22 protein-coding genes, 1 rRNA gene and 1 pseudogene are annotated in these 20,421 nt (G+C 69.2%); 10 read left to right on the forward strand and 14 right to left on the reverse strand.

The window, feature by feature from the left end:
• Positions 1-91 (forward strand): 5S ribosomal RNA (rrf, locus tag AB0I98_RS37460); the annotation flags it as partial.
• A gap of 69 nt (positions 92-160) precedes the next feature.
• Positions 161-706 (forward strand): GNAT family N-acetyltransferase, encoded by a 546-nt coding sequence (locus AB0I98_RS37465; RefSeq protein WP_362949692.1) that lies wholly within the window; start codon positions 161-163, stop codon positions 704-706.
• A 22-nt stretch (positions 707-728) separates the two neighbouring features.
• Here the strand turns inward: AB0I98_RS37465 and AB0I98_RS37470 are convergent, their stop codons facing one another.
• The 7 genes from AB0I98_RS37470 to AB0I98_RS37500 form a co-directional block, all read right to left on the reverse strand.
• Complete coding sequence (locus AB0I98_RS37470; protein WP_362949694.1) at positions 729-2,189, reverse strand: type IV secretory system conjugative DNA transfer family protein; 1,461 nt, start codon at positions 2,187-2,189, stop codon at positions 729-731.
• Positions 2,190-2,209: 20 nt separating this feature from the next.
• Complete coding sequence (locus AB0I98_RS37475) at positions 2,210-3,631, reverse strand: ATP-binding protein (protein ID WP_362949696.1); 1,422 nt, start codon at positions 3,629-3,631, stop codon at positions 2,210-2,212.
• Between the two features lie 6 nt (positions 3,632-3,637).
• Positions 3,638-5,194, reverse strand: a complete 1,557-nt coding sequence (locus AB0I98_RS37480; protein WP_362949698.1) for an SCO6880 family protein — start codon at positions 5,192-5,194, stop codon at positions 3,638-3,640.
• Positions 5,191-6,522, reverse strand: coding sequence for a hypothetical protein (locus AB0I98_RS37485; protein ID WP_362949700.1), 1,332 nt, complete (start codon positions 6,520-6,522; stop codon positions 5,191-5,193). Before AB0I98_RS37485 ends, AB0I98_RS37480 begins: the two co-directional genes overlap by 4 nt.
• Complete coding sequence (locus tag AB0I98_RS37490) at positions 6,512-7,354, reverse strand: hypothetical protein (RefSeq protein ID WP_362949702.1); 843 nt, start codon at positions 7,352-7,354, stop codon at positions 6,512-6,514. Before AB0I98_RS37490 ends, AB0I98_RS37485 begins: the two co-directional genes overlap by 11 nt.
• Before the next feature lie 191 nt (positions 7,355-7,545).
• Positions 7,546-7,854, reverse strand: a complete 309-nt coding sequence (locus AB0I98_RS37495) for a hypothetical protein (RefSeq protein WP_210582519.1) — start codon at positions 7,852-7,854, stop codon at positions 7,546-7,548.
• A gap of 302 nt (positions 7,855-8,156) precedes the next feature.
• Positions 8,157-8,762 (reverse strand): TetR/AcrR family transcriptional regulator, encoded by a 606-nt coding sequence (locus AB0I98_RS37500; RefSeq protein WP_362949704.1) that lies wholly within the window; start codon positions 8,760-8,762, stop codon positions 8,157-8,159.
• Between the two features lie 71 nt (positions 8,763-8,833).
• Here AB0I98_RS37500 and AB0I98_RS37505 point away from each other — a divergent pair, with 71 nt between their 5' ends.
• Positions 8,834-9,760 (forward strand): oxidoreductase, encoded by a 927-nt coding sequence (locus AB0I98_RS37505; RefSeq protein ID WP_362949706.1) that lies wholly within the window; start codon positions 8,834-8,836, stop codon positions 9,758-9,760.
• 20 nt (positions 9,761-9,780) lie between these two features.
• On the opposite strand, the gene AB0I98_RS37510 is transcribed toward AB0I98_RS37505, so the two are convergent.
• Complete coding sequence (locus AB0I98_RS37510; protein ID WP_362949708.1) at positions 9,781-10,197, reverse strand: hypothetical protein; 417 nt, start codon at positions 10,195-10,197, stop codon at positions 9,781-9,783.
• A 101-nt stretch (positions 10,198-10,298) separates the two neighbouring features.
• Between AB0I98_RS37510 and AB0I98_RS37515 the strand changes: the two genes are divergently transcribed.
• The gene (locus tag AB0I98_RS37515; RefSeq protein WP_362949804.1) at positions 10,299-11,057 is read left to right on the forward strand and encodes a PIG-L family deacetylase; all 759 of its coding nucleotides are present in this window, start codon (positions 10,299-10,301) and stop codon (positions 11,055-11,057) included.
• Positions 11,058-11,076: 19 nt separating this feature from the next.
• On the opposite strand, the gene AB0I98_RS37520 is transcribed toward AB0I98_RS37515, so the two are convergent.
• The 6 genes from AB0I98_RS37520 to AB0I98_RS37545 all read right to left on the reverse strand — a co-directional run bounded on the left by AB0I98_RS37520 (position 11,077) and on the right by AB0I98_RS37545 (position 15,067).
• Positions 11,077-11,508 carry an SRPBCC family protein gene (locus tag AB0I98_RS37520; RefSeq protein ID WP_362949710.1) on the reverse strand — a complete coding sequence of 144 codons (432 nt, stop codon included), beginning with the start codon at positions 11,506-11,508 and terminating at the stop codon, positions 11,077-11,079.
• A gap of 101 nt (positions 11,509-11,609) precedes the next feature.
• Positions 11,610-12,377 (reverse strand): SDR family oxidoreductase, encoded by a 768-nt coding sequence (locus AB0I98_RS37525; RefSeq protein ID WP_362949712.1) that lies wholly within the window; start codon positions 12,375-12,377, stop codon positions 11,610-11,612.
• A 109-nt stretch (positions 12,378-12,486) separates the two neighbouring features.
• Positions 12,487-13,641: an RNA polymerase subunit sigma-70 gene (locus tag AB0I98_RS37530; protein ID WP_362949714.1), complete on the reverse strand. Its 1,155-nt coding sequence runs from the start codon at positions 13,639-13,641 to the stop codon at positions 12,487-12,489.
• 148 nt (positions 13,642-13,789) lie between these two features.
• Positions 13,790-14,023, reverse strand: coding sequence for a DUF397 domain-containing protein (locus tag AB0I98_RS37535; protein WP_362949716.1), 234 nt, complete (start codon positions 14,021-14,023; stop codon positions 13,790-13,792).
• Positions 14,016-14,201 (reverse strand): DUF397 domain-containing protein, encoded by a 186-nt coding sequence (locus AB0I98_RS37540; protein WP_362949718.1) that lies wholly within the window; start codon positions 14,199-14,201, stop codon positions 14,016-14,018. The genes AB0I98_RS37535 and AB0I98_RS37540 overlap by 8 nt, the downstream gene beginning before the upstream one ends.
• 11 nt (positions 14,202-14,212) lie before the next feature.
• A complete protein-coding gene (locus tag AB0I98_RS37545) occupies positions 14,213-15,067 on the reverse strand; it encodes a helix-turn-helix transcriptional regulator (RefSeq protein WP_362949720.1) in 855 nt (284 codons plus the stop codon).
• A 138-nt stretch (positions 15,068-15,205) separates the two neighbouring features.
• On the opposite strand from AB0I98_RS37545, the gene AB0I98_RS37550 reads away from it, so the two are divergent.
• From AB0I98_RS37550 to AB0I98_RS37575, 6 genes and pseudogenes are all read left to right on the forward strand, one after another.
• Positions 15,206-15,652, forward strand: coding sequence for an ATP-binding protein (locus AB0I98_RS37550; protein WP_362949722.1), 447 nt, complete (start codon positions 15,206-15,208; stop codon positions 15,650-15,652).
• Positions 15,653-15,657: 5 nt separating this feature from the next.
• A pseudogene (locus AB0I98_RS37555) lies at positions 15,658-15,980 on the forward strand (hypothetical protein); the annotation flags it as partial.
• Between the two features lie 36 nt (positions 15,981-16,016).
• The gene (locus AB0I98_RS37560; RefSeq protein WP_362949724.1) at positions 16,017-17,030 is read left to right on the forward strand and encodes a bifunctional lytic transglycosylase/C40 family peptidase; all 1,014 of its coding nucleotides are present in this window, start codon (positions 16,017-16,019) and stop codon (positions 17,028-17,030) included.
• Between the two features lie 19 nt (positions 17,031-17,049).
• On the forward strand, positions 17,050-17,496 hold the full coding sequence (locus tag AB0I98_RS37565; protein ID WP_362949726.1) for a helix-turn-helix transcriptional regulator: 447 nt from the start codon (positions 17,050-17,052) through the stop codon (positions 17,494-17,496).
• A 10-nt stretch (positions 17,497-17,506) separates the two neighbouring features.
• Positions 17,507-17,920, forward strand: coding sequence for a VOC family protein (locus tag AB0I98_RS37570; RefSeq protein ID WP_362949728.1), 414 nt, complete (start codon positions 17,507-17,509; stop codon positions 17,918-17,920).
• A 138-nt stretch (positions 17,921-18,058) separates the two neighbouring features.
• Positions 18,059-20,419: an excinuclease ABC subunit UvrA gene (locus tag AB0I98_RS37575; protein ID WP_362949730.1), complete on the forward strand. Its 2,361-nt coding sequence runs from the start codon at positions 18,059-18,061 to the stop codon at positions 20,417-20,419.
• Positions 20,420-20,421: the final 2 nt, after the last annotated feature.

Here is a 20,421-nt window from a genome sequence, read left to right on the forward strand (position 1 = left end):
GCCCGGTTACATTCCGAACCCGGAAGCTAAGCCTTACAGCGCCGATGGTACTGCAGGGGGGACCCTGTGGGAGAGTAGGACACCGCCGAACAAAACTTGAGAAAACCCCCGTACCGATAACCGGTACGGGGGTTTTCTGCGTTCAGCTACGGTGTCAGGCATGAACTACAAGGTCCGTTCCATACGTGCCGACGAATGGCCCGCGGTGAAGGCCCTGCGGCTTCTCTCCTTGCAGGATCCCGTGGCGCATCTCGCCTTCCTGGAGACCTACGAGCAAGCCGCAGCGCATCCCGACTCCTTCTGGCAGGAGCGGGCCGCGTCGAGCGCCGAAGGAGCGTCGGGTGCGCAGCAGATCATTGCTGAGGGGCCGGACGGGGAGTGGGTGGGCACCCTGACCGTGCTGATGGAGGAGGCCGGGGTGACGGACTGGGCCGGGTTTCCCGTCGAGCGCAGGCAGGGGCATGTGGTCGCGGTGTTCGTGCGGTCCGACCACCGTGGCATCGGGCTGACCGAGGTGCTCTTCGACGCCGGCCTGGAGTGGGCGTGGGCGCAGGGTGCCGAGCGGGTGCGGCTCATTGTGCATGAGGACAATGGGCGGGCTCAGCGGCTGTACCGGAAGGTGGGGTTCGTCCCGACCGGGGTGACTGTGCCGTTGGGGCAGGCCGACGGGGAGCGCGAGTTGGAGTTCGCGATCGAGCGTGAGTGATGTCGGACGGCGCGCAGTGACGTCAGACCGGGAGTTCGTCGTGTGGCCAGCGGGTGCGGGCCTGTTCCCGGGACCGGAGCAGGGCCAGGGTGGGCAGGCCCCGGTCCGCTCCGGTGGCCAGCAGCTCCGGGAGCTGGGGGAGCGGAGCCACGGCGGCGACGTCGTCCAGGACGAGCGTCAGTGGTGGGTCGAGGCGACCGGAGGATGACCGTTCGGCCATGCGCCGGCCGCGCTCGACCACGCTGGAGACGAGGGCCGTCAGGAAGGGCATCGCGCCGGGACTGGTCCTGGGGTCCTCGATGGATTCACCCACCACATAAAGCGTGCCCCCTTCGTCTACGAAGGAATCCAGGGCGAGAGCGTCGCTTCGGTTGGGTGTGCAGGTCTCTCGCACGTTGATCGTGGAGAGGGCGGCGAGGGCTCTGGTGGTCAACTCCTGGGCGATGTCCCTGCGTTCGGGATGTGCCGTGAGGGTTGCCTCCAGTTCGCCGGCGGCTCCGGGGGCCGCCTTCGGGTTGGTACGGAGGATTCGTACGGCGTCCTGGACCTGCATGCCCTGTGACCAGCGGTGGACGTGACGGATGGTGCGGCCGTCGATGGCGGCGGCGTGCAGATAGCTTCGCAGGAGCGTTTCGGCGGTGTCGGCCACGGCCTGGTCGATCTTCGCGGTCGGCCGGACCGGGCCGAGCAGGGCCGCGGCTCGCGCGACCGCCGTCGCCTTGTCCTCGCAGCCGGCCGTGGGTGACCAGTGGAGGCGGGCCGGGGTGTCGCAGAGGTGCGTGGGGTCGTAGAGGAGGACGGGGCCGAGTTTGGCTCGGGGGTCTTTCGTGTCCTGCCAGACGGACGGGTTGGACGTGACGACCAGGGTGGGGCCTGTCGCGTCTCGTACGGCTTGGGTCGCGGTGGTCTGGCGGGCTTCCCTGGGGGCTACGACGATCTTTTCCCACCCGCCCACCTGTTCACCGTTGGCCGGGAAGCGGGCCGGCTCCACCGGGGGCACCGTTTCCCGCGCCACCACCGCGGGCTCGGGCAGCGACTTCGGCTCGGGCTCCGCGCGCGGCATCGGGACCTCCTGGACCAGAGGTTCCTGGACCGGTGCCTTCCGTTCCACTCGCCTGTTCGCCCGGACCACGCGCCATCTCGCCACCGTGCCCATCACGAACACCGTGAGGACGACCAGGATCATCAGCTGGCCGATGAACAGGCCCCAGAAGAGGCCGTAGCCGGAGAGTTGGGCGGCGGGGGTGTCGGGCCAGGCGCCGGTGATGTCGTGGGGGTGGGCGATGAGGTGGCGCATGGCGAGGGGGGTGCGGGTGAAGGTGACCGCTTCCGGCCAGGCGCCGTGCGAGAACACGCCGGCCAGGCCCGCCGCTGACCAGATCAGCAGGGTCATGCCGAGGAGGAACGCGAGTATGCCGATCAGCAGGCCGTCGGAGATGCCGCCCTGGGCGTCCTGACGGCGGTTGCGGTCGTCGTGTCTCATTTCACGCTCTTCTCACGCTCTTACGCCACCGTCGACTCCGAAGAGCCGTCCAGGTCACCCAGGTGCTGTTCCACGAAGGCCGCCGCACGCTCCTCCGCCTCCAGCTCGGCGGCGCGCAGGGCGTCGTCCGTGAGGTCGGTGGAGGACTCGGTCATCGCGCGGTCGGTGAAGACGAGGGGCCGTTCCGTCTCGGTGACCAGGTGTTTGACGACCTGGACATTGCCGTTGACGTCCCACACCGCGATGCCTGGAGTGAGCGTCGGGATGATCTCGACGGCCCACCTCGGCAGACCCAGCACCCGGCCTGTCGCCCTCGCCTCGTCCGCCTTCTGGGCATAGATCGTCCGCGTCGACGCCATCTTCAGAATCGCCGCCGCCTCCTTCGCCGCCGCCCCGTCCACCACGTCGGAGAGGTGATGGACCACGGCCACGAAGGACAGGCCCAGCCGTCGGCCGAACTTCAGCAGGCGCTGGAAGAGCTGGGCCACGAAGGGGCTGGCGATGATGTGCCAGGCCTCCTCGACCAGGAAGATGCGCTTCTTCCGGTCGGGGCGGATCCAGGTGTGCTCCAGCCAGACGCCGACGATCGCCATGAGGATCGGCATGGCGATGGAGTTGCGGTCGATGTGGGACAGGTCGAAGACGATGAGCGGGGCGTCCAGGTCGATGCCGACCGTCGTCGGGCCGTCGAACATGCCGCGCAGGTCACCGTCGACGAGACGGTCCAGCACCAGCGCCACGTCCAGGCCCCACGCCCGTACGTCGTCTATGTCGACGTTCATCGCCTCGGCCGACTCCGGCTCGGGGTGCCGTAGCTGCTCGACGATGTCGGTGAGGACGGGCTGGCGTTCGACGATCGTCTCGTTGACGTAGGCGTGGGCGACCTTGAGGGCGAAGCCGGAGCGTTCGTCCAGGCCGTGGCCCATCGCCACTTCGATGATCGTGCGCAGGAGCGCCAGCTGGCCCGTCGTCGTGATCGCCGGGTCGAGCGGGTTGAGCCGGATACCCATGTCCAGGGCCGCCATCGGGTCCAGCCGGATAGGAGTTATCCCCAGCTCCTGCGCGATCAGGTTCCATTCGCCGACGCCGTCCTCGCCCTGGGCGTCGAGGACGACGACCTGGCGGTCGCGGAAGCGCAGTTGCCGTAGGACGTAGGTCTTCTCCAGGGCCGACTTGCCGTTGCCGGATTCGCCGAGGACCAGCCAGTGGGGGGCGGGGAGCTGTTGGCCGTAGAGCTGGAAGGGGTCGTAGATGTAGCCCTTGCCGGAGTAGACCTCGCGGCCGATGATCACGCCGGAGTCGCCGAGGCCGGGGGCGGCGGTGGGGAGGTAGACCGCCTGGGCCTGGCCCGTGGAGGTGCGCACCGGGAGGCGGGTCGTCTCGACCTTGCCGAAGAGGAAGGACGTGAAGGCGTCGGTGAGGACGGACAGCGGATCCCGCATCAGGTCCTACCTCCGGATGCCGGTGGCGAAGGGCAGTGTGTTGACGAAGGCGCGGTGGTGCTCGCGGTCGCACCACTCGATCTTCAGGTACGACTTCCCGGCCGAGGCCCTTATGGTCCGCTTGTCGCGCGCCAGGGCTTCCGGATTGCGGGAGGAGACGGTGATGTAGCCGACCAGGTTGACCCCGGCGGCGCCGCTCGCGAGGTCCTCTCCGCGTTGGTCGAGACGGTTGTGGGAGGCGATGTCGCGCGGGTCGACGGTGCGGTTCATCTTGGCCTGGCGGGACGCCTCGGCCTCGTCGTTCGTCTTTTCGGTCAGCATGCGTTCAATGGCTACCTCGGTGGGCTCGAGGTCCATCGTCACGGCGACCGTTCGGATGACGTCCGGGGTGTGGACGAGGAGCGGGGCGAGGAAGTTGACGCCGACCGGGGTCATCGGCCACTCCTTCACCCAGGCCGTGGCGTGGCACCAGGGCGCGCGGGTGGAGGACTCGCGGGTCTTCGCCTGGAGGTACGTCGGCTCCATCGCGTCCAGCTCGGCCGGCCACGCGTTGCGCTTCGTCATCGCCTGGATGTGGTCGATGGGGTGGTCCGGGTCGTACATGGAGTGGATGAGCGAGGCGAGACGGCCCTGGCCCAGCGGCTGTCGTACGCGGATGTCGGCTTCCTGGAGCCGGGAGCAGATGTCGGTCAGCTCACGGGCCATGACGACCGCGAGGCCCGCGTCCCGGTCCGCCTTGCCGCCGTGCGGGCGGGCCGCGCGGGCCATGGCGTTGGCCTCGGCGGCGAGTTCGCGGGAGTAGTGCATACAGGCGACGAGGTAGGCGCGGTGCTGCTCGCTGCTCGTCGACACCATCGACTGGAGCTGGTCGTACGACTGAGCGAGCCAGCCCGGTGCGCGGTCGTCGCCGCGTACGGCGACGTCCTTGGCGTGCGCGTCCGGGTCGGCGGGGAGGGTGCGGGCGAGCATCTGCAGCCGGGTGACGAATCCGTCGCCGTTCGCCACGTGCTTCAGCAGGGTGCCGAAGCGGTCGACGAGGGCTTCCTGGTCCTCGCTGTCGCGCAGGCCGACGCCGGGGCCCTCGATCTCGATGGCGGCGGTGACGGTCTTGCGGTCCGCGTGCAGCAGTACGGCGATCTCGTCGGGGCCGAACGGAGCGGCCAGCCAGGTGATCCGGCCGATGCCCGGCGGCGGGCCAACTTCGATCTCACGGCCGTCGAGCTGGATGCCGGCCTCCATGACGGCGGAGCGGTACACGGTGCCCTGCTTGAGGGTGCGCTTGTAGGTGCGGTTGATCTCGTACCACTTGTAGAACGTCCGGCGCTTGTACGGCACGTAGACCGCGGCCAGCGCGAGCAGGGGGAAGCCCGTCAGCAGCACGATGCGCAGGGACAGGACGGGGACGAGGAGGCCGCACATCATGCCGAGGAACGCGCCCGCGATGATCAGCGCGATCTCACCGGTCTCACGATTCCGGCCGACGATCGCGTTCGGCCGGGCGCGGCCGATCAGATATGTACGGCGGGGCGTGACCGGATGGGACAGGTGGGTCTCGGTCGTCAACGCCCTTCACCTCCCGTGCGGTTGGTACTGCTGTTGCGGGTGTTGCTGGCGTGAGGTGTGTTGACGTTGCTGCTCGAACGGGGGGCGGGTGCGGCGGAGGGGACGGATCCGCCGCCGTTCGAATTGCGTGTGCTGTGCGCGGCGACGCCGCCGGAGGCGGGGTTCGCGGGGCGGGGCGTGTTGGCCTGGTTGCCGCCGCCGTTGTTGTCGGCGCGGGAGCTGTGTGTCTTGATGCCCTGTGCGACCAGGGTCGCCGGGGAGCTGATGACCGCGGCGGCCTTGCCTTCGGCGCCCTGCATGATGCGGTTGTTGCGGGAGCCGGCGATCTCGTCGCCGAAGCCGGGGACGAAGCGGTAGATCATCGCCGACGCGAAGATGGCCAGCAGGATGATGGCGAGGCCGGAGACGACGGCGGAGAAGGCGTCGGGGCCGTCGTCGGTGGACAGCGCGCCGGCGAGGCCGAGCACGATCACGATCACAGGCTTCACCAGGATCACCGCGATCATGATGCCCGCCCAGCGGCGGACGTGACCCCACAGGTTCTTGTCGACGAGGCCGGCGTAGACGACGGTGCCGAGGAGGGCGCCGACGTAGAGCAGGGCGGCTCTGATGACCAGCTCCAGCCACAGGACGCCGGCGGCGAGGATCGACACGAGCGAGACGACGATCAGCATGATGGGGCCGCCGCCGATGTCCTCGCCCTTCTCCAGGGCGCCGGAGAAGGTGCCGAAGAAGGTGTCCGTCTGATCGCCGGTGGTCTTTGCGAGGACGTCGGTGACGCCGTCCGTCGCCGATACGACCGTGTACAGGATCAGGGGGGTGAAGGCGGATGCCAGCACGGTGAGCCAGAGAAAGCCGATGGCTTCGCCGATCGCCGTGGACAGGGGCACGCCCCGCACGGCTCGCTTGGCCACGGCCAGCAGCCACAGGAGCAGCGTGAGGATCGTCGACGCCGCGAAGACGACGGCGTACTGCTGAAGGAACTTCGTGTTCGTGAAGTCGACGTTCGCGGTGTCCTGTACGGCGTCACTGAGCTTGTTGACGGTCCAGGCGGCGGCGTCGGCGCAGCCTTTGGCGAGGGAGGAGAGGGGGTCGAGGGTGGAGGTGGGGTCGTCGAGGGTGGATCCGCCGGAGGAGCCGCTGCTGTTGTTGCCGCGTTCGCAGTAGTCCTTGGCGGGACCGCGGATGAGGTCGCAGGGGTCGTTGCTGCCCGTCGGCGTGGGGGTGGGCGTGGGCGCGGCGACGGCGTTGGTGGCGAGCAGCACCGCTGAGGTTTGTACGGCGGCGAATACCGCGGTGACCTTGAGGAACCGGTGGTTAGCGCGCATACGTGAAGCCTCCGTACTCCTCGACTGCCTTCGTCATGTCGTCGGATGTGGAGGCCCGCTGGTCGCGCCCCACGGGCACGGGGCCGTCCTTCTGCTGGAAGTCGGTGACCTTCCAGTCGTTGTCGGTCCATGTCAGCTGGTAGGTGGTGGTGTACCAGCTTTCGGACACCGGGTTGGTCGAGCTCTCGCCGGACAGGCCGAAGAGCGAGGTGTACCAGACCTCGACGGTTGCCGTGCTCGTGCTGAACGCCGTGGCCTTGGTGCCCACCGGGATGACCCGGGAGATGAAGGTCTGGCCGTTCGGAGCGGCGCCTTCCTTGGTGAGGCCGATGTTCGTGAGGAACTTCTCGCTGGAGTACGCAGTGTCCAGGTCGGCCTGCCGGGTGGCGGCGATATCGGGGGCGTAGACGGTGTTGACGATCTCGTGCCGCCGGTCCTTGTTGAACATCTCCGCCGACCCCAGCGCGACCGAGTAGTTGGCCGCCGCACTCTCCGCCCCCTGCTGATCCTGCGCGAACCCCGACGGAATTCCGCCCACCTCGGTCTGGACCGGCAGTTCCCCGCTCGCCGCCGTGCTCCCCGCCTCCGGCTTGTCCGCGCTTGTTCCGGTGCGCGTAGGGGAATCGTCTCCTCCGCGGTTGGCGAATGCGATGGCGGCGATGAGGAGGACGACCACGCCGACCACCGTGATGAGGCTCCGTGAGGAGGAGCGGGGGCCGCGTCTTGCGCCGCCGTAGACGTCGCCGGTGCCGTCGCCTTCGGGCAGGCGGGTGCGGGTGTGCCCGGTGCCGCCGTAACCCCCGGAGGGCTCGTGCTCGTCCCCGAGACTCATGCGCCGTACGCCCCCTCGATGTCATAGCGGACCGCGTAGATGTACGACGGTAGCCGTGCTGGTTCCCGCACGGGCGCGGTGTGGTGACTCGACATCAGGGACATCAGGGAAACGCAACCTCAGCCGGGGGCACGACGGGCGGGTGGGGTAGGGGAGAGGGGGACCGGACCGGCGCCCGGAGGGGCAGGTCGCTAGACGGCCATGCCGTACACGATGGTGAAGAGTGTGCCGAGTGAGCCGATGATGAAGACTCCGGTGAGGCCGGCGACGATGAGGCCCTTGCCCTGTTCCGCGCTGAAGGTGTCGCGCAGCGCTGTCGCGCCAATGCGCTGCTTCGCGGCGCCCCAGATGGCGATGCCGAGGCAGAGCAGGATGGCGACCGCCATGACGACCTGGATCATCGTCTTCGCTTCGGCCCCCAGTGCCCCGAAGGGGCCCCAGTCCGGAGCGATCCCGCCGATGATGGTGTTGATGTCTCCCTTGTCGGCCGCAAAGAGCATGTAAGTCACCGCCCCTGTTGGGTAGTTCCGCATCCCCTGCGGTGCGCAGAGGTCAGGTCTCATTCTCGCCGACAATTCCGCTGTCGTATGTCGACTTGGCGCCATTGATGGGCGGGATTCGTACGAATAGCTCGTACGGTCACTCTGTGTATCACGGCGGGTTACGCCGGGCAATGAGGCCTGAGCGGAACCTTCGTGTGGTTCCGTCGTTGACCTCCGGATGAAGGCTATCCTCCGCCGACCCGGGTGTACGAACGGGCCGTGGCTCAGCAGCCGCCGCCTGCCGGTGAGGTGACGTGCCGTCAGCGGGGCTTGAGGCCGTGCAGCATGTGGTGGACCAGCTCGTCGACGCCGTCGAGGGCGGCCTCCGGGGTGAGCATGCAGGCGGCCGTCATGGAGGCGAGTCCGTGGAGTGCGGCGCCCGTGAAGAGCGTGAGGTGCTCGGGGTCCGCCTCGATGATCTCGCCGCGCTGCTGGGCGTCGGCGAGGACGCGGGCCAGTGAACCGATGGTGCGGTCGACGGCGGCTGCCATCTGCTCGGCGGCGTCGGGTTCGTGCTTGCGGGCGTACATCAGCTCCAGCAGGGCGGCGTTGTCGATGGAGAACTGGAGATAGGTGCGGGCGAGCCTGGTGAGCCGGGACTCGAGCGGCAACGCGGGGTCGTCGGCGGTGTTCAGGGCCTGGGCGAGGCGCTCGTATCCGCTGAGGGCGAGGGCGTTGAGCAGGGCCTGCTTGTCCTTGAAGTGCCGGCCGGGGGCCGCGTGACTGACGCCGATCTCGCGGGCCAGCTCGCGCAGGGACAGCTCGGCGACGCCCTTCTCCCGCAGGGTGCGCTCGGCGGTGGCGAGCAGGGCGGAGCGGAGGTCGCCGTGGTGGTAAGGGCGGCTGGCTGCGGGCATGGGGCTCATCGTAACTCGATGTAGGCGACGTCAGCTTTGTTGGCATTGACATCATTGTAGGCGGCGCCTACATTCGAAGCATGGCTGAGACAACGAGCAAGCAGACTCACAAGTGGGATGCCTCGCACCTCCCCGACCTCACCGGCCGCACCGTCGTCGTCACCGGCGCCAACAGCGGCATCGGGCTCACCGCGGCGGACGCGCTGGCCCGTGTGGGGGCGCATGTGGTGTTCGCCGTACGGGATCTGGAGCGCGGGCGGGCGGCAGCGGCGACCGTGTCCGGGAGTACGGAGGTGCGGCGGCTGGACCTGGCCGATCTGCGGTCCGTACGTGACTTCGCGGACGGATGGCGGGACCCGATCCACGTCCTGATCAACAACGCGGGCGTGATGATGCTGCCGCGGCAGCGGACCCGGGACGGCTTCGAGATGCAGTTCGGCACGAACCATCTGGGCCACTTCGCCCTGACGAACCTGCTGCTGCCGTACGTCCAGGACCGCGTGGTGACGCTGTCGTCGGGCGCGCACCGCTGGGGAGCGGTGACCATCACCTTCGACGACCTGAATCTGACGGCCGGGTACACGCCGCGCCGGGCCTACGCCCAGTCCAAGCTGGCGAACCTGCTCTTCACGCTGGAACTGCAGCGCCGGCTGACGGAGTCGGGCTCGTCGGTACGGGCGTACGCGGCCCACCCCGGGTACGCGGCGACCAACCTCCAGAGCCACGCGGCGAATCCGGTCGCCCGCGCCGGGATGGCGTTGGGCAACAGGTTCTTCGCCCAGGCCGACCGCGCGGGTGCCCTGCCCACGCTGTACGCGGCGACGCAGGATCTGCCGGGTGCGAGCTACGTCGGACCGGACGGGCTGGGCGAGATGCGCGGGGCGCCGACGCTGGTGGGCCGTACGCAGGCGGCGAGCGATCCGGCGGTGGCCCGCCGCCTGTGGACGGTGTCGGAGGAACTGACCGGAGTGACCTGGCCGTTGAGGCAGCCGGCCGCTCAGCGGTAGAAGGACCGACCGCTACGCCGTCAGCCCTCCGGCTGCGTCACGGTCAGTGCCCACCGAAGGGTGTCAGCCGAGGCATCCACACCCACGCCGAAAGAGCCCGCAACCACGCCTGCGGGCAGGGTCACCGAACCCACCCCCGCCGTCCCGGCAGGACAGTCGACCGAGAACGCGGCGACCTGCACCTCCTGCGACTCCATCGTCACCCGCACGCTGCCGCCGCCCTCGCAGGCCACCGTGAGCACGGTCGGCAGCCCCCGCCACGCGCCCCCCGACACGACGCCGCCGTCCCCCGTCCGCTCGTCCACCCAGACCAGGCCCTCCGGACCGGGATGGGGCAGCAGGCCATCGCTCGACGCGGCGGCCGGACCCGCCGCCACCCCCGTCAGCCCGCAGGCCACCAGTGCCGTCACGGCCAGCGCACGACTCGTCCGTCTCAACTTCGCTCCCCTGTCGATGTGTTGCGGAACCCACAGTCTGCCGGGGCGCGTGGTGTCGTACATGAGTATTGGTGCTCATGGGAGGTGGTCGACCGATGGCGGTGTCGGCGCCGAGTCTGCTCGGGGTCTTTGCCCATCCGGACGACGAGTCGCTGTTCTCCGGCGGAGTGCTCGCCCGGCATGCCGCCGCGGGCGCCCGGACCGCCGTCGTGACGGCGACCTGGACCGAGGGCACCCGGCGTGCTGCGGAACTCGCCGAGGCGCTGGGGATCCTGGGCGCCGGTGGGCCGCGGATGCTCGGTTATGCCGACGCCCGGGTGCCGGAGTCCGCACCTGGCCGGGCGCGGCTGTGCGATGCGCCGCTCGACGAGGCGGTGGGGCGGCTGGTGGCGCATGTCCGGCAGTTCCGCCCGGAGATCGTGGTCACCCACGATGCGTACGGCGGGGTGACCGGCCACCCGGACCATGTGCACACCCACCGGGTGACCACGCTCGCGGTCCAGGCGGCCGGGCTGGAGCGGCTCTACCCGGAGGCCGGTGAGCCCTGGCGGCCGAACGCCCTCTACCTGGCGACGCATCCGGACTCGGCGGTCGCGGCGCTCAGCGAGTTCGCGCACGTCGGCAAGGGCATGCGGACGGTCCCCGACGAGCTGATCACCGCGACCGTCGATGTGAGCCCCTGGCTGGAGCGGAAGTGGGCCGCCGTACTGGCTCATCGCAGTGAGGTGAAGCGGGGTGCCGCCCCGGGACTGCTCGCCGGTTTCCCGGCGGCCGTCCGGGAACGGTTCCTGTCCACCGAGTGGTACATCCGCCACGACACCGTCTCCAGTGCGCCGGCCCAGACGGAACTGACGGCCTGAGAACGGGTGGCCCAGCTGGTTACTTGCTCACCCCACTCTCCAGCCTCCGCTTCAGATTCCGGTAGCTGATCGGCGTCCCCTTCGCGGCCTGCCTCCGCACCAGCGGCAGCAGCGGTACGCCGATGCCGTGCGGCTCGAAGTCGAGGGCGAAGGTGACACGGGAGGCGGTGCCGTCGGCGACCGGCTCGACGGTGATGGTCATCGACGGGCGCAGCGGTCCGTCCAGGCCACGGACGCTCCAGCGGGCCGGCGGCCGGGACTCGGTCACCTCCTGCGTGAACGTCCGCTCGCGGGGCCCGATGCGCCGGGTCGTGGTGAACCGGCCGGGCGCCTGCTCCTGTACGCGTACGACGTCGCCCTGCCACTCGGTGAAGCGGGATGGGTCGGTGACGTACGCGAAGACCTCGGCCGGTGGACGGGCGATCTCGATGGTGGATACGAGGGGTGCCATGATGCGCCCTCCTCACGTGTCATGTCGTCGGCTGGGCTTGTGCTGTCCCTCCCGTCTCCATGACGGATCCCGGACGGCGTTTGTGACCGCCGGTCCCCAGCTCAGCTCGCGAACATTCCGGCGGTCGCGTTGATCCAGGTGCCCGTGATGGCGGCAGCGGCGTCGGAGGCGAGGAACGTCGCCAGGGCGGCGATGTCCGCGATCCGCGGTGAGCGCTTCGTCATCCGGAGGCTGTCCAGGTGGGAGCGGATGCCATCCACCGCGGCCTCGTCCATGGCCGGAGCGCCCGCCGCGGTGAGTTTCTCGGGGGTCAGGCTGTCGGTGACACCCGCCGTCCAGATCCCGCAGACACGGACGCCGACCGGGCCGACCTCCTGGGCGAGCTGGCGGATCAGCGCGTCGATCGCGCCGTCGGCCGCGGCGGTGCCGCCCATCATCGGGCTGCCGTTGGCGGACCCGCTGTCCAGGGAGAGGATCACCCCCGAGCCCTGCGCGGCCATCCGCCGGGCCGCGGCCCGCGCGGTGACGAACTGGCAGGTGATCCCCTGCGTCACCGGACGCGTGTAGTCCTCGACCGACATCTCGGTCAGCGGTACGCCCTGGAAGTCGCCCCGCGGCACCAGGTTGACGGAGATGTCGATCCGTCCCGCCCGTTCGACGACCGACGTCGCATGGGCCTCGACGGCTTCCTCGTCCCGCGCGTCGAGCACGTCGTACTCCGCACCGGCCTCGGCGGCGGCCTTCCGCAGCGTGTCCTCCGTACGGCCGGCGAGGAACACCCGCGCCCCCGCCTGTACGTACGCCTTCGCGACGCCCGCGCCGAGGGAACCGGCTCCGCCGTAGACGACCGCGACCTTGTTCTTCAGCATGGTTCTCCGCCTCCGTGAGTGGAGGGCGCCGGGTGCGCCCGTCACTCCGTGGGACGTGCGGGCCGGGAAAACTCATCGCGGCAGCGCGAAATCCATCCTCAGAGCGCCGTCAGAGCGTCATCGGCAGTCCGAACGCGGGGAACAGGTGCGGTTCGAAGGTGGTGATCTGGGCGATACGGCCTTCTTCGACCCGCAGTACGTCGATGAGCTGCGCCCGGAACACGCTGGTCCCGGGCCGTTGCAGATAGCCGGCGACGGCCAACTGGCCATTGGCCCGCACCGGCAGGGCCCGCCAGTGCCCGGCGAACATCGGCGAGGCGGGATCGAGGTTCGGCCGTACGAAGGCGAACATGGCGTCCCGCGAGGTGAACCAGAACGGGTTCGGCGGCATGGTGAGCACGATGTCCTCGCGTACCAGCTCGACCATGGCGTCGATGTCGGTCCGGGCGAACGCGTCCAGGTAGCGCTGGAGCAGCGCCAGGTCCTCGGCGCCGGGAGCGGGGGCCGACCAGTCCTCGCGCCGCCCCGGCAACGCCTGCCGCAGCGTGGAACGGCCGCGCTGTACCGCGCTGTTGGCGGAGGGGACGCTGGTATCCAGCAGCTCGGCGGTCTCCTGGGCCGACCATCCGGCGACGTCGCGCAGGATCACCGCGGCCCGTTGGCGTGGCGGGAGCTGCTGGATGGCGGTGAGAAAGACCAGTTCGAGCGTCTCGCTCGCCACGGCCTGTTCGTCGGGCTCGTGCTGCGGCGCGGGGGCCTCGGGCAGCTGATCGTCCGGGAACGGCTGCAGCCACGGCAGCCGCGGGGGCGGCGGGCCGTCTCCGGAGTCCATGCCGGGTACGGGTTCGTACGAGGTCGGGCGCCGGTTCTGCTTGCGCAGGAAGTCGAGGCAGGCGTTGGTGGCGATCTTGTACAGCCAGGCACGCGGGTTCTCGACGCCGTCCAGCGTCTCGCGGGCCCGCCAGGCTCGCAGGAACGTCTCCTGGGTGAGGTCTTCTGCCTCGTCGTACGAGCCGAGCAGGCGGTAACAGTGGACGCGGAGTTCGCGGTGGTGGGCCTCGATGAGGACCGTGAGGGCGTCGTCCTCGCCGGATTTCGTCACGTCGGTGGGCGTGACGTTTTCGGCGGCCGCGCTGGCCTCGCGTGCCTCGCGGGCGAGACGCCGCAGTTGGGCGAACCGGGGTGACAGGGCCTCTACGTCGGCCTGGAACGCGAGTGCGGGTTCCAGACGTAGCCGGGTCAGCCGTTCCCCGATGTCCGACACCAGCTCCCGGGCGGGAACACCGGTCGGCCGCCGTCGCTCGCGATACGCCCGCTGCCGGCACGCCTGCGAGCAGTACGACGCGGTCCGCCCCGGGCCGCCGGTGCTGTCGATCGTTCGCCCGCAGGCTTGGCAGCGCGCCGTCATCCGTCTACGCGTCTTCCACGAAGTGGTCGAACTCGCCCGCCTGCACGCCGAGTACGAACGCGTCCCACTTGCGGCGGTTGGTGGTGACCACGTTGTCCGGGGCGCTGGTCTCGCGGATGTAGACAGGCGCGTCGCCGTCGTCGCCCTCGCCGAAGGCGATCTCGATCCAGGGTCCGGGGCCGGTGGCGTCGGGTGGGGCGGCGCGTTCCCAGGTGAGGTTCGGGGGGATGTCAGGCACGGGCGGTTTCCTTCTTGAGTACGAGGAGAAGGGCGCCGAAGGCGGTGGGGGTGGCCGTGAGTATCGCGCGGGTGGGGTCGCTGCTTTCAGTGAGATGGATCGTTTCGGTGGCGGTGGCGACGTGGAGGCAGGAGGCGCCCTCGGAGCAGTACGACGACTTCTGCCAGCGCGGGTTCATGGGCATGTCCTTCACAGCTCTCGCATCACGTTGTGGACAAGGTCCTGGGTCTTCTCCGGGGCGAGCGCGACAGCCTCGATCCGGTCGAACAGCGTGCGGTACTTGTGCAACTGTGCCTCGGCGTCGAGGAAGGCGAGGCCGTGGGCTTGGTCGAGATAGACGGTGTCCAACTGCGGTACCGGGCCGCGCGCGTAGTGGATCGACTGGCCGGATCCCGGGAAGGCCCCGGCGTCGAAGGTGACGGCGCGCAGGGTCACGTGGTCCCGGTCATTCATGTCGAGCAGGTGCTGCAACTGTTGGCGGGCAACCGTGGAGCCGCCGACCTTCATGCGCAGAGCGGCCTCATGGATGATCGCCTCGTACGGTGTCGGTTCTTCCTCGCGGAAGAGGATCGCCTGGCGTTTGATGCGGAACGACAGGCGGTGCTCGATGTCGGGCGGTGAGAGTTCCGTGACCGCCTGACGGAAGATCTCCAGTGCGTACTCGCGTGTCTGAAGCAGTCCGGGAACGCGGGCCGTGGTGAAGTCGCGCAACGACCTGGCGTGGTGCTCCAGTTCGGCCAGATCGAGGAGCGGACGGGAGAGCTGCTCGCGGTACTCCTCCCACCAGCCGCGCTTCCGGTCGCCGGTCATTCCTGCGATCGCCTCGACGAGTGCCTTGTCCGGGCAGTCGTAGTGGCAGGCCAGTGTGCGTACGCGCTCGGCGCTCACACCGAGGCGGCCGGTCTCCATATTGCTGACCTGCGCCTGCTTCATGCCGAGCAACTCTGCGGCCTGCGTTGAGGTCAGGCCTGCGCGCTCGCGCAGCTTGCGCAGCTCGGCGCCAAGCCGGAGTTGACGTCCCGTCGGGTTGGTCCTCACGGGCATCCCCGTCTCTCCCTGCGCACTGCCGTCACCTACACGGGTGAATGCTTTTAGTATCCCCGGGTTTGGGAGAAGAATATATCCGGAGCCCGCTACCTTCGTAGTGAGGCCCCAACTCCCATCAGTGATCGGAGACTTCCAATGTCCACCGTATCCCCGCCCTGGACCTACACCCTCCACCTCCCGCACGATCCCCGCGCCCCGCGTATCGCCCGCGCCACCCTCCGTACCGTCCTCGCCGCCCACGGGCTCACCCATGTCATCCCCACCGCCGAACTCATGGCCTCCGAACTCCTAAACAACGCCCACCTCCACACCACCGGCCCCTACGCCCTCCGCGTCCGCCCGATGGAATCCGAACGCCTCCGAGTCGCCGTATGGGACACCGACCCCCGCGTCCCGCCCGGCTTCACCACCGACGGCGCCACCGTCGCCGTACCGCCGGACGACGCCGAATCCGGACGCGGCCTGCACCTCGTACGCGCGTGTGCCGACTCCGTAGGCGCGTCCGTGCTGCGGGAACTCGGCGCGTCGAAGGGCGGGAAGCTGCTGTGGGCCGAGTGTCAGTGGGGTGTCGGCGATGTCTGACATTCGTCACCGCGGCGCACTGCGTGCGAGGGAGCGCCGAGGACGTCGGGTTCGCGCCGGGGTACCGGAACGGGCGTACTCCGTACGGCGTGTGGAGGGTCGGGCGGTGGTTCGTGTCGCGGGGGTGGGCCGACGGACGGGAGGGGACAGTGATGTGGCGTTCGGGGTGGTGGAGCGGCGGGACGGGCAGGTCGTGGGGGTTCTCGGTGGGCACGAGGGGGGCGGGGCGACGGCTGATGTGTCGTACAGCGTGGTGTTCCGTGCGGAGGCGGCGGCGCTGTATCGCGAGGCTGCCGGTTGCGGCCCGTCCCAGGTGGGAAGCTCCTAGACTGGCGCGGGCGGACACCCGGTGGGCGAGGGGCGGTTGACGGTGCGTAAGGCATGGATCGTGGCGGGTGCCGCGCTCGCGGCGGGGCTCAGCTTCGTCATGCTGCTCGTCGTCGGCGTGTACATCGTCGCCGGGAACCTCGCCAACGGGGTCGGCGGAGGCGCGAAGACGCTCGCCAAGGGGGCCGTGCCTGCCGCCTATCAGCCGCTCGTGCAGAAGTACGGCAACATGTGCCCCGCGATCAATCCCGCGCTGCTCGCCGCCCAGCTGTATCAGGAGAGCGGGTTCAACCCGAAGGCGCAGAGCCCTGCGGCGGCGCAGGGGATAGCGCAGTTCATTCCGGGGACCTGGGCCACGCACGGCGTCGACGGGGACGGGGACGGGGACCGGGATGTGTGGGATCCGAACGATGCGATTCCGTCGGCTGCCAAGTACGACTGTTCGCTCGCGAAGTATGTGAAGGACGTGCCGGGCGACGCGACGAAGAACATGCTCGCCGCCTACAACGCGGGGGCGTACGCGGTCATCAAGTACGGGGGTGTGCCGCCGTACGCGGAGACCCAGAACTACGTGAAGACCATCACGACCCTCGAGGACAGCTTCGCGGCGCCCGTCTCCCGGGTGGACCCCTCCAAGCAGGCCGCCGGCGCCATCTACTACGCCCAGAAGAAGCTCGGCACGCTCTATCTGTGGGGCGGCAACGGGACCGCCGACCAGGGAGGGCGGTTCGACTGCTCCGGGCTGACCAAGGCGGCGTACGAGAGCGTCGGCATCACGCTGCCCCGGGTCGCCAACGATCAGTACAACGCCGGGCCGCATCCCTCGCGGGCGGAGCTGCTGCCCGGGGACCTGGTGTTCTTCTCGGACGACCTCACCAATTCCCGGGCCATCCGGCACGTCGGGATCTATGTCGGCGGCGGGTACATGATCGACGCGCCCCGGCCGGGGGCCGTGATCCGGTTCGACCCGATCGACACCCCCGACTACTTCGGGGCGACGCGGGTCACCGAGGACGGCGGGAAGGCGCTGGCGCTGACGGGGCAGGGATGAGCGTCGTAGGCTCTCGGATGTGACCAGCCCCCCGCCCGTCCCGGAACAGCGCCTGCGCGATCTGGCGCGGCTGCGCCGGGTCCGTGACCGGATCGACCGCGAGTACGCGCAGCCGCTGGACGTCGAGGCGCTCGCGCGCGGTGCGCACATGTCGGCGGGGCATCTGAGCCGGGAGTTCCGGGCCGCGTACGGGGAGTCGCCGTACAGCTATCTGATGACGCGGCGCATCGAGCGGGCGATGACGTTGCTGCGCCGCGGCGATCTCAGCGTCACCGAGGTCTGCTTCGAGGTCGGCTGTGCCTCGCTGGGCACCTTCAGCACGCGCTTCACCGAGCTGGTCGGCATGCCGCCCAGCACCTACCGGCGGCTCGCGGCGACCGCGACGGAGGGGCTGCCGGCGTGCGTGGCGAAACAGGTGACCAGGCCTGTCAGGAATCGAGAAGCGGCGCCGGTGAGCCGCCGATAGCGTGACGTCCATGGACATCACCATTCACACAAGCTTCCTTCCGCAGGACGACCCGGAGGCGGCGCTGGCCTTCTACCGGGACGCCCTCGGCTTCGAGGTCCGCAGCGATGTCGGACAGGGCACGATGCGGTGGATCACGGTGGGGCCTGTCGGGCAGCCGGATACGTGCATTCTGCTGGCGCCGCCTTTCGCCGATCCTGGGATCACTGAGGAGGAGCGGCGCGTCATCGCCGAGATGATGGCGAAGGGGACGTACGGGTGGATTCTGCTGGCTACGAACGATCTCGACGGTGCGTTTGAGAAGGTGCAGGGGAGTGAGGCGGCGGAGGTTGTGCAGGAGCCGACTGAGCAGCCGTACGGGGTTCGGGACTGTGCGTTTCGCGATCCCGCGGGGAACATGGTGCGGATCCAGGAGTCGAAGTGAGTTGAGCTGAGCGCTCCGGTCGTTGCTTGTCTGCGGGGCCGTTGTGGCTGGTCGCGCCCACGCGGCGGAGCCGCAAATTGATACAGCCCCGCGCCCCTGAAGGGGCGCTGTCGTACCGTTCCTTGATTTGGAGACTCGATGACTTCGCACGCTGCTGACCTTCACGACATGATCCGTGTGCATGGTGCGCGGGAGAACAATCTCAAGGACGTCAGTATTGAGATACCCAAGCGGCGGCTGACGGTGTTCACCGGGGTGTCCGGGTCGGGGAAGAGTTCGCTGGTGTTCGACACCATCGCGGCGGAGTCGCAGCGGCTGATCAATGAGACGTACAGCGCGTTTGTGCAGGGGTTCATGCCGAATCTGGCGCGGCCCGAGGTCGATGTGCTCGATGGGCTGACGACTGTGATCAGCGTGGATCAGCAGCGGATGGGGGCCGATCCGCGGTCCACGGTCGGTACCGCCACCGATGCGAACGCGATGCTGCGGATCCTGTTCAGCCGGCTCGGCAAGCCGCACATCGGGCCGCCCAGCGCGTACTCGTTCAACACCGCCACGGTCAAGGCGGCCGGTGCGATCACCGTCGAGCGGGGCGGCAAGACCAAGGCGGAGAAGGCGACGTACCAGCGCACCGGCGGGATGTGCACGCGGTGCGAGGGCCGGGGCAAGGTCTCCGACATCGACCTCACGCAGCTCTACGACGACTCCAAGTCGCTGGCCGAGGGCGCGTTCACCATCCCGGGCTGGAAGTCGGACAGCCAGTGGACGGTGGGGCTCTACGCCCAGTCGGGCCTCCTCGACCCGCACAAGCCGATCCGTACCTTCACCAAGCGGGAGATGCAGGACTTCCTCTACGGCGAACCGAGGAAGGTGAAGGTCAACGGCATCAACCTCACCTACGAAGGCCTGATCCCCAAGATCCAGAAGTCGTTCCTGTCCAAGGACAAGGAGGCGATGCAGCCGCACATCCGGGCGTTCGTGGAGCGGGCCGTCACCTTCACCACGTGCCCCGAGTGCGACGGCAGCCGGCTCAGCGAGGGTGCCAGGTCGTCGAAGATCGGGAAGATCAGCATCGCGGACGCCTGTGCGATGGAGATCCGTGACCTGGCCGAATGGGTCCGCGGTCTCAAGGAGCCGTCGGTGGCGCCGCTGCTGACCGCGCTGCAGCAGAGCCTCGACTCGTTCGTGGAGATCGGTCTCGGCTATCTCTCGCTGGAGCGGCCCGCGGGCACGCTGTCCGGCGGTGAGGCGCAGCGCGTCAAGATGATCCGCCATCTTGGTTCCTCGCTCACCGATGTCACGTACGTCTTCGACGAGCCGACCATCGGTCTGCACCCCCATGACATCCAGCGGATGAACAACCTGCTGCTGCGGCTGCGGGACAAGGGCAACACCGTGCTCGTCGTGGAGCACAAGCCGGAGGCGATCGCGATCGCCGACCATGTCGTCGACCTCGGCCCCGGCGCCGGTACGGCGGGCGGCACCGTCTGTTACGAGGGCACCCTCGACGGGCTGCGGGCCTCCGACACCATCACCGGGCGTCATCTCGACGACCGGGCCGTGCTGAAGGAGACGGTGCGGACGCCGAAGGGCGCGCTGGAGATTCGCGGCGCGACCGCGAACAACCTCCAGGGCGTCGACGTCGACATCCCGCTCGGGGTGCTGACCGTCGTCACCGGTGTCGCCGGCTCCGGAAAGAGCTCGCTCGTGCACGGCTCGATCCCCGCCGGCGAGGGTGTCGTGGCGGTCGACCAGACGCCGATCCGCGGCTCCCGGCGCAGCAACCCGGCGACGTACACCGGACTGCTCGACCCGATCCGCAAGGCCTTCGCCAAGGCCAACGGCGTGAAGCCGGCGCTGTTCAGCGCCAACTCCGAGGGCGCCTGCCCCACCTGCAACGGCGCCGGTGTCGTCTACACCGACCTGGCGATCATGCAGAGCGTCGCCACCCCTTGCGAGGACTGTGAGGGGAAGCGGTTCGAGGCGTCGGTCCTCGAGTACCGGCTCGGTGGGCGGGACATCAGCGAGGTGCTGGCGATGTCGGTGACCGAGGCCGAGGAGTTCTTCGGCGCCGGTGAGGCACGTACGCCCGCCGCACACACGATCCTCGACCGGCTCGCCGACGTCGGGCTCGGCTATCTCACCCTCGGTCAGCCGCTCACCACACTGTCCGGCGGCGAGCGGCAGCGGCTCAAGCTGGCCACGCACATGGGCGACAAGGGCGGGGTCTACGTCCTCGACGAGCCGACGACCGGCCTCCATCTCGCCGATGTCGAGCAGCTGCTCGGCCTCCTCGACCGGCTCGTCGACTCCGGCAAGTCCGTCATCGTCATCGAGCACCACCAGGCGGTGATGGCGCACGCGGACTGGATCATCGACCTCGGACCCGGTGCCGGGCACGACGGTGGCCGAATCGTGTTCGAAGGGACCCCCGCCGATCTCGTCGCGGATCGTTCCACCGTCACTGGTGAGCACCTCGCGGAGTACGTCGGAGGCTGACC

Source organism: Streptomyces sp. NPDC050211 (genome assembly GCF_040656035.1).
Taxonomy (GTDB): Bacteria; Actinomycetota; Actinomycetes; order Streptomycetales; family Streptomycetaceae; genus Streptomyces.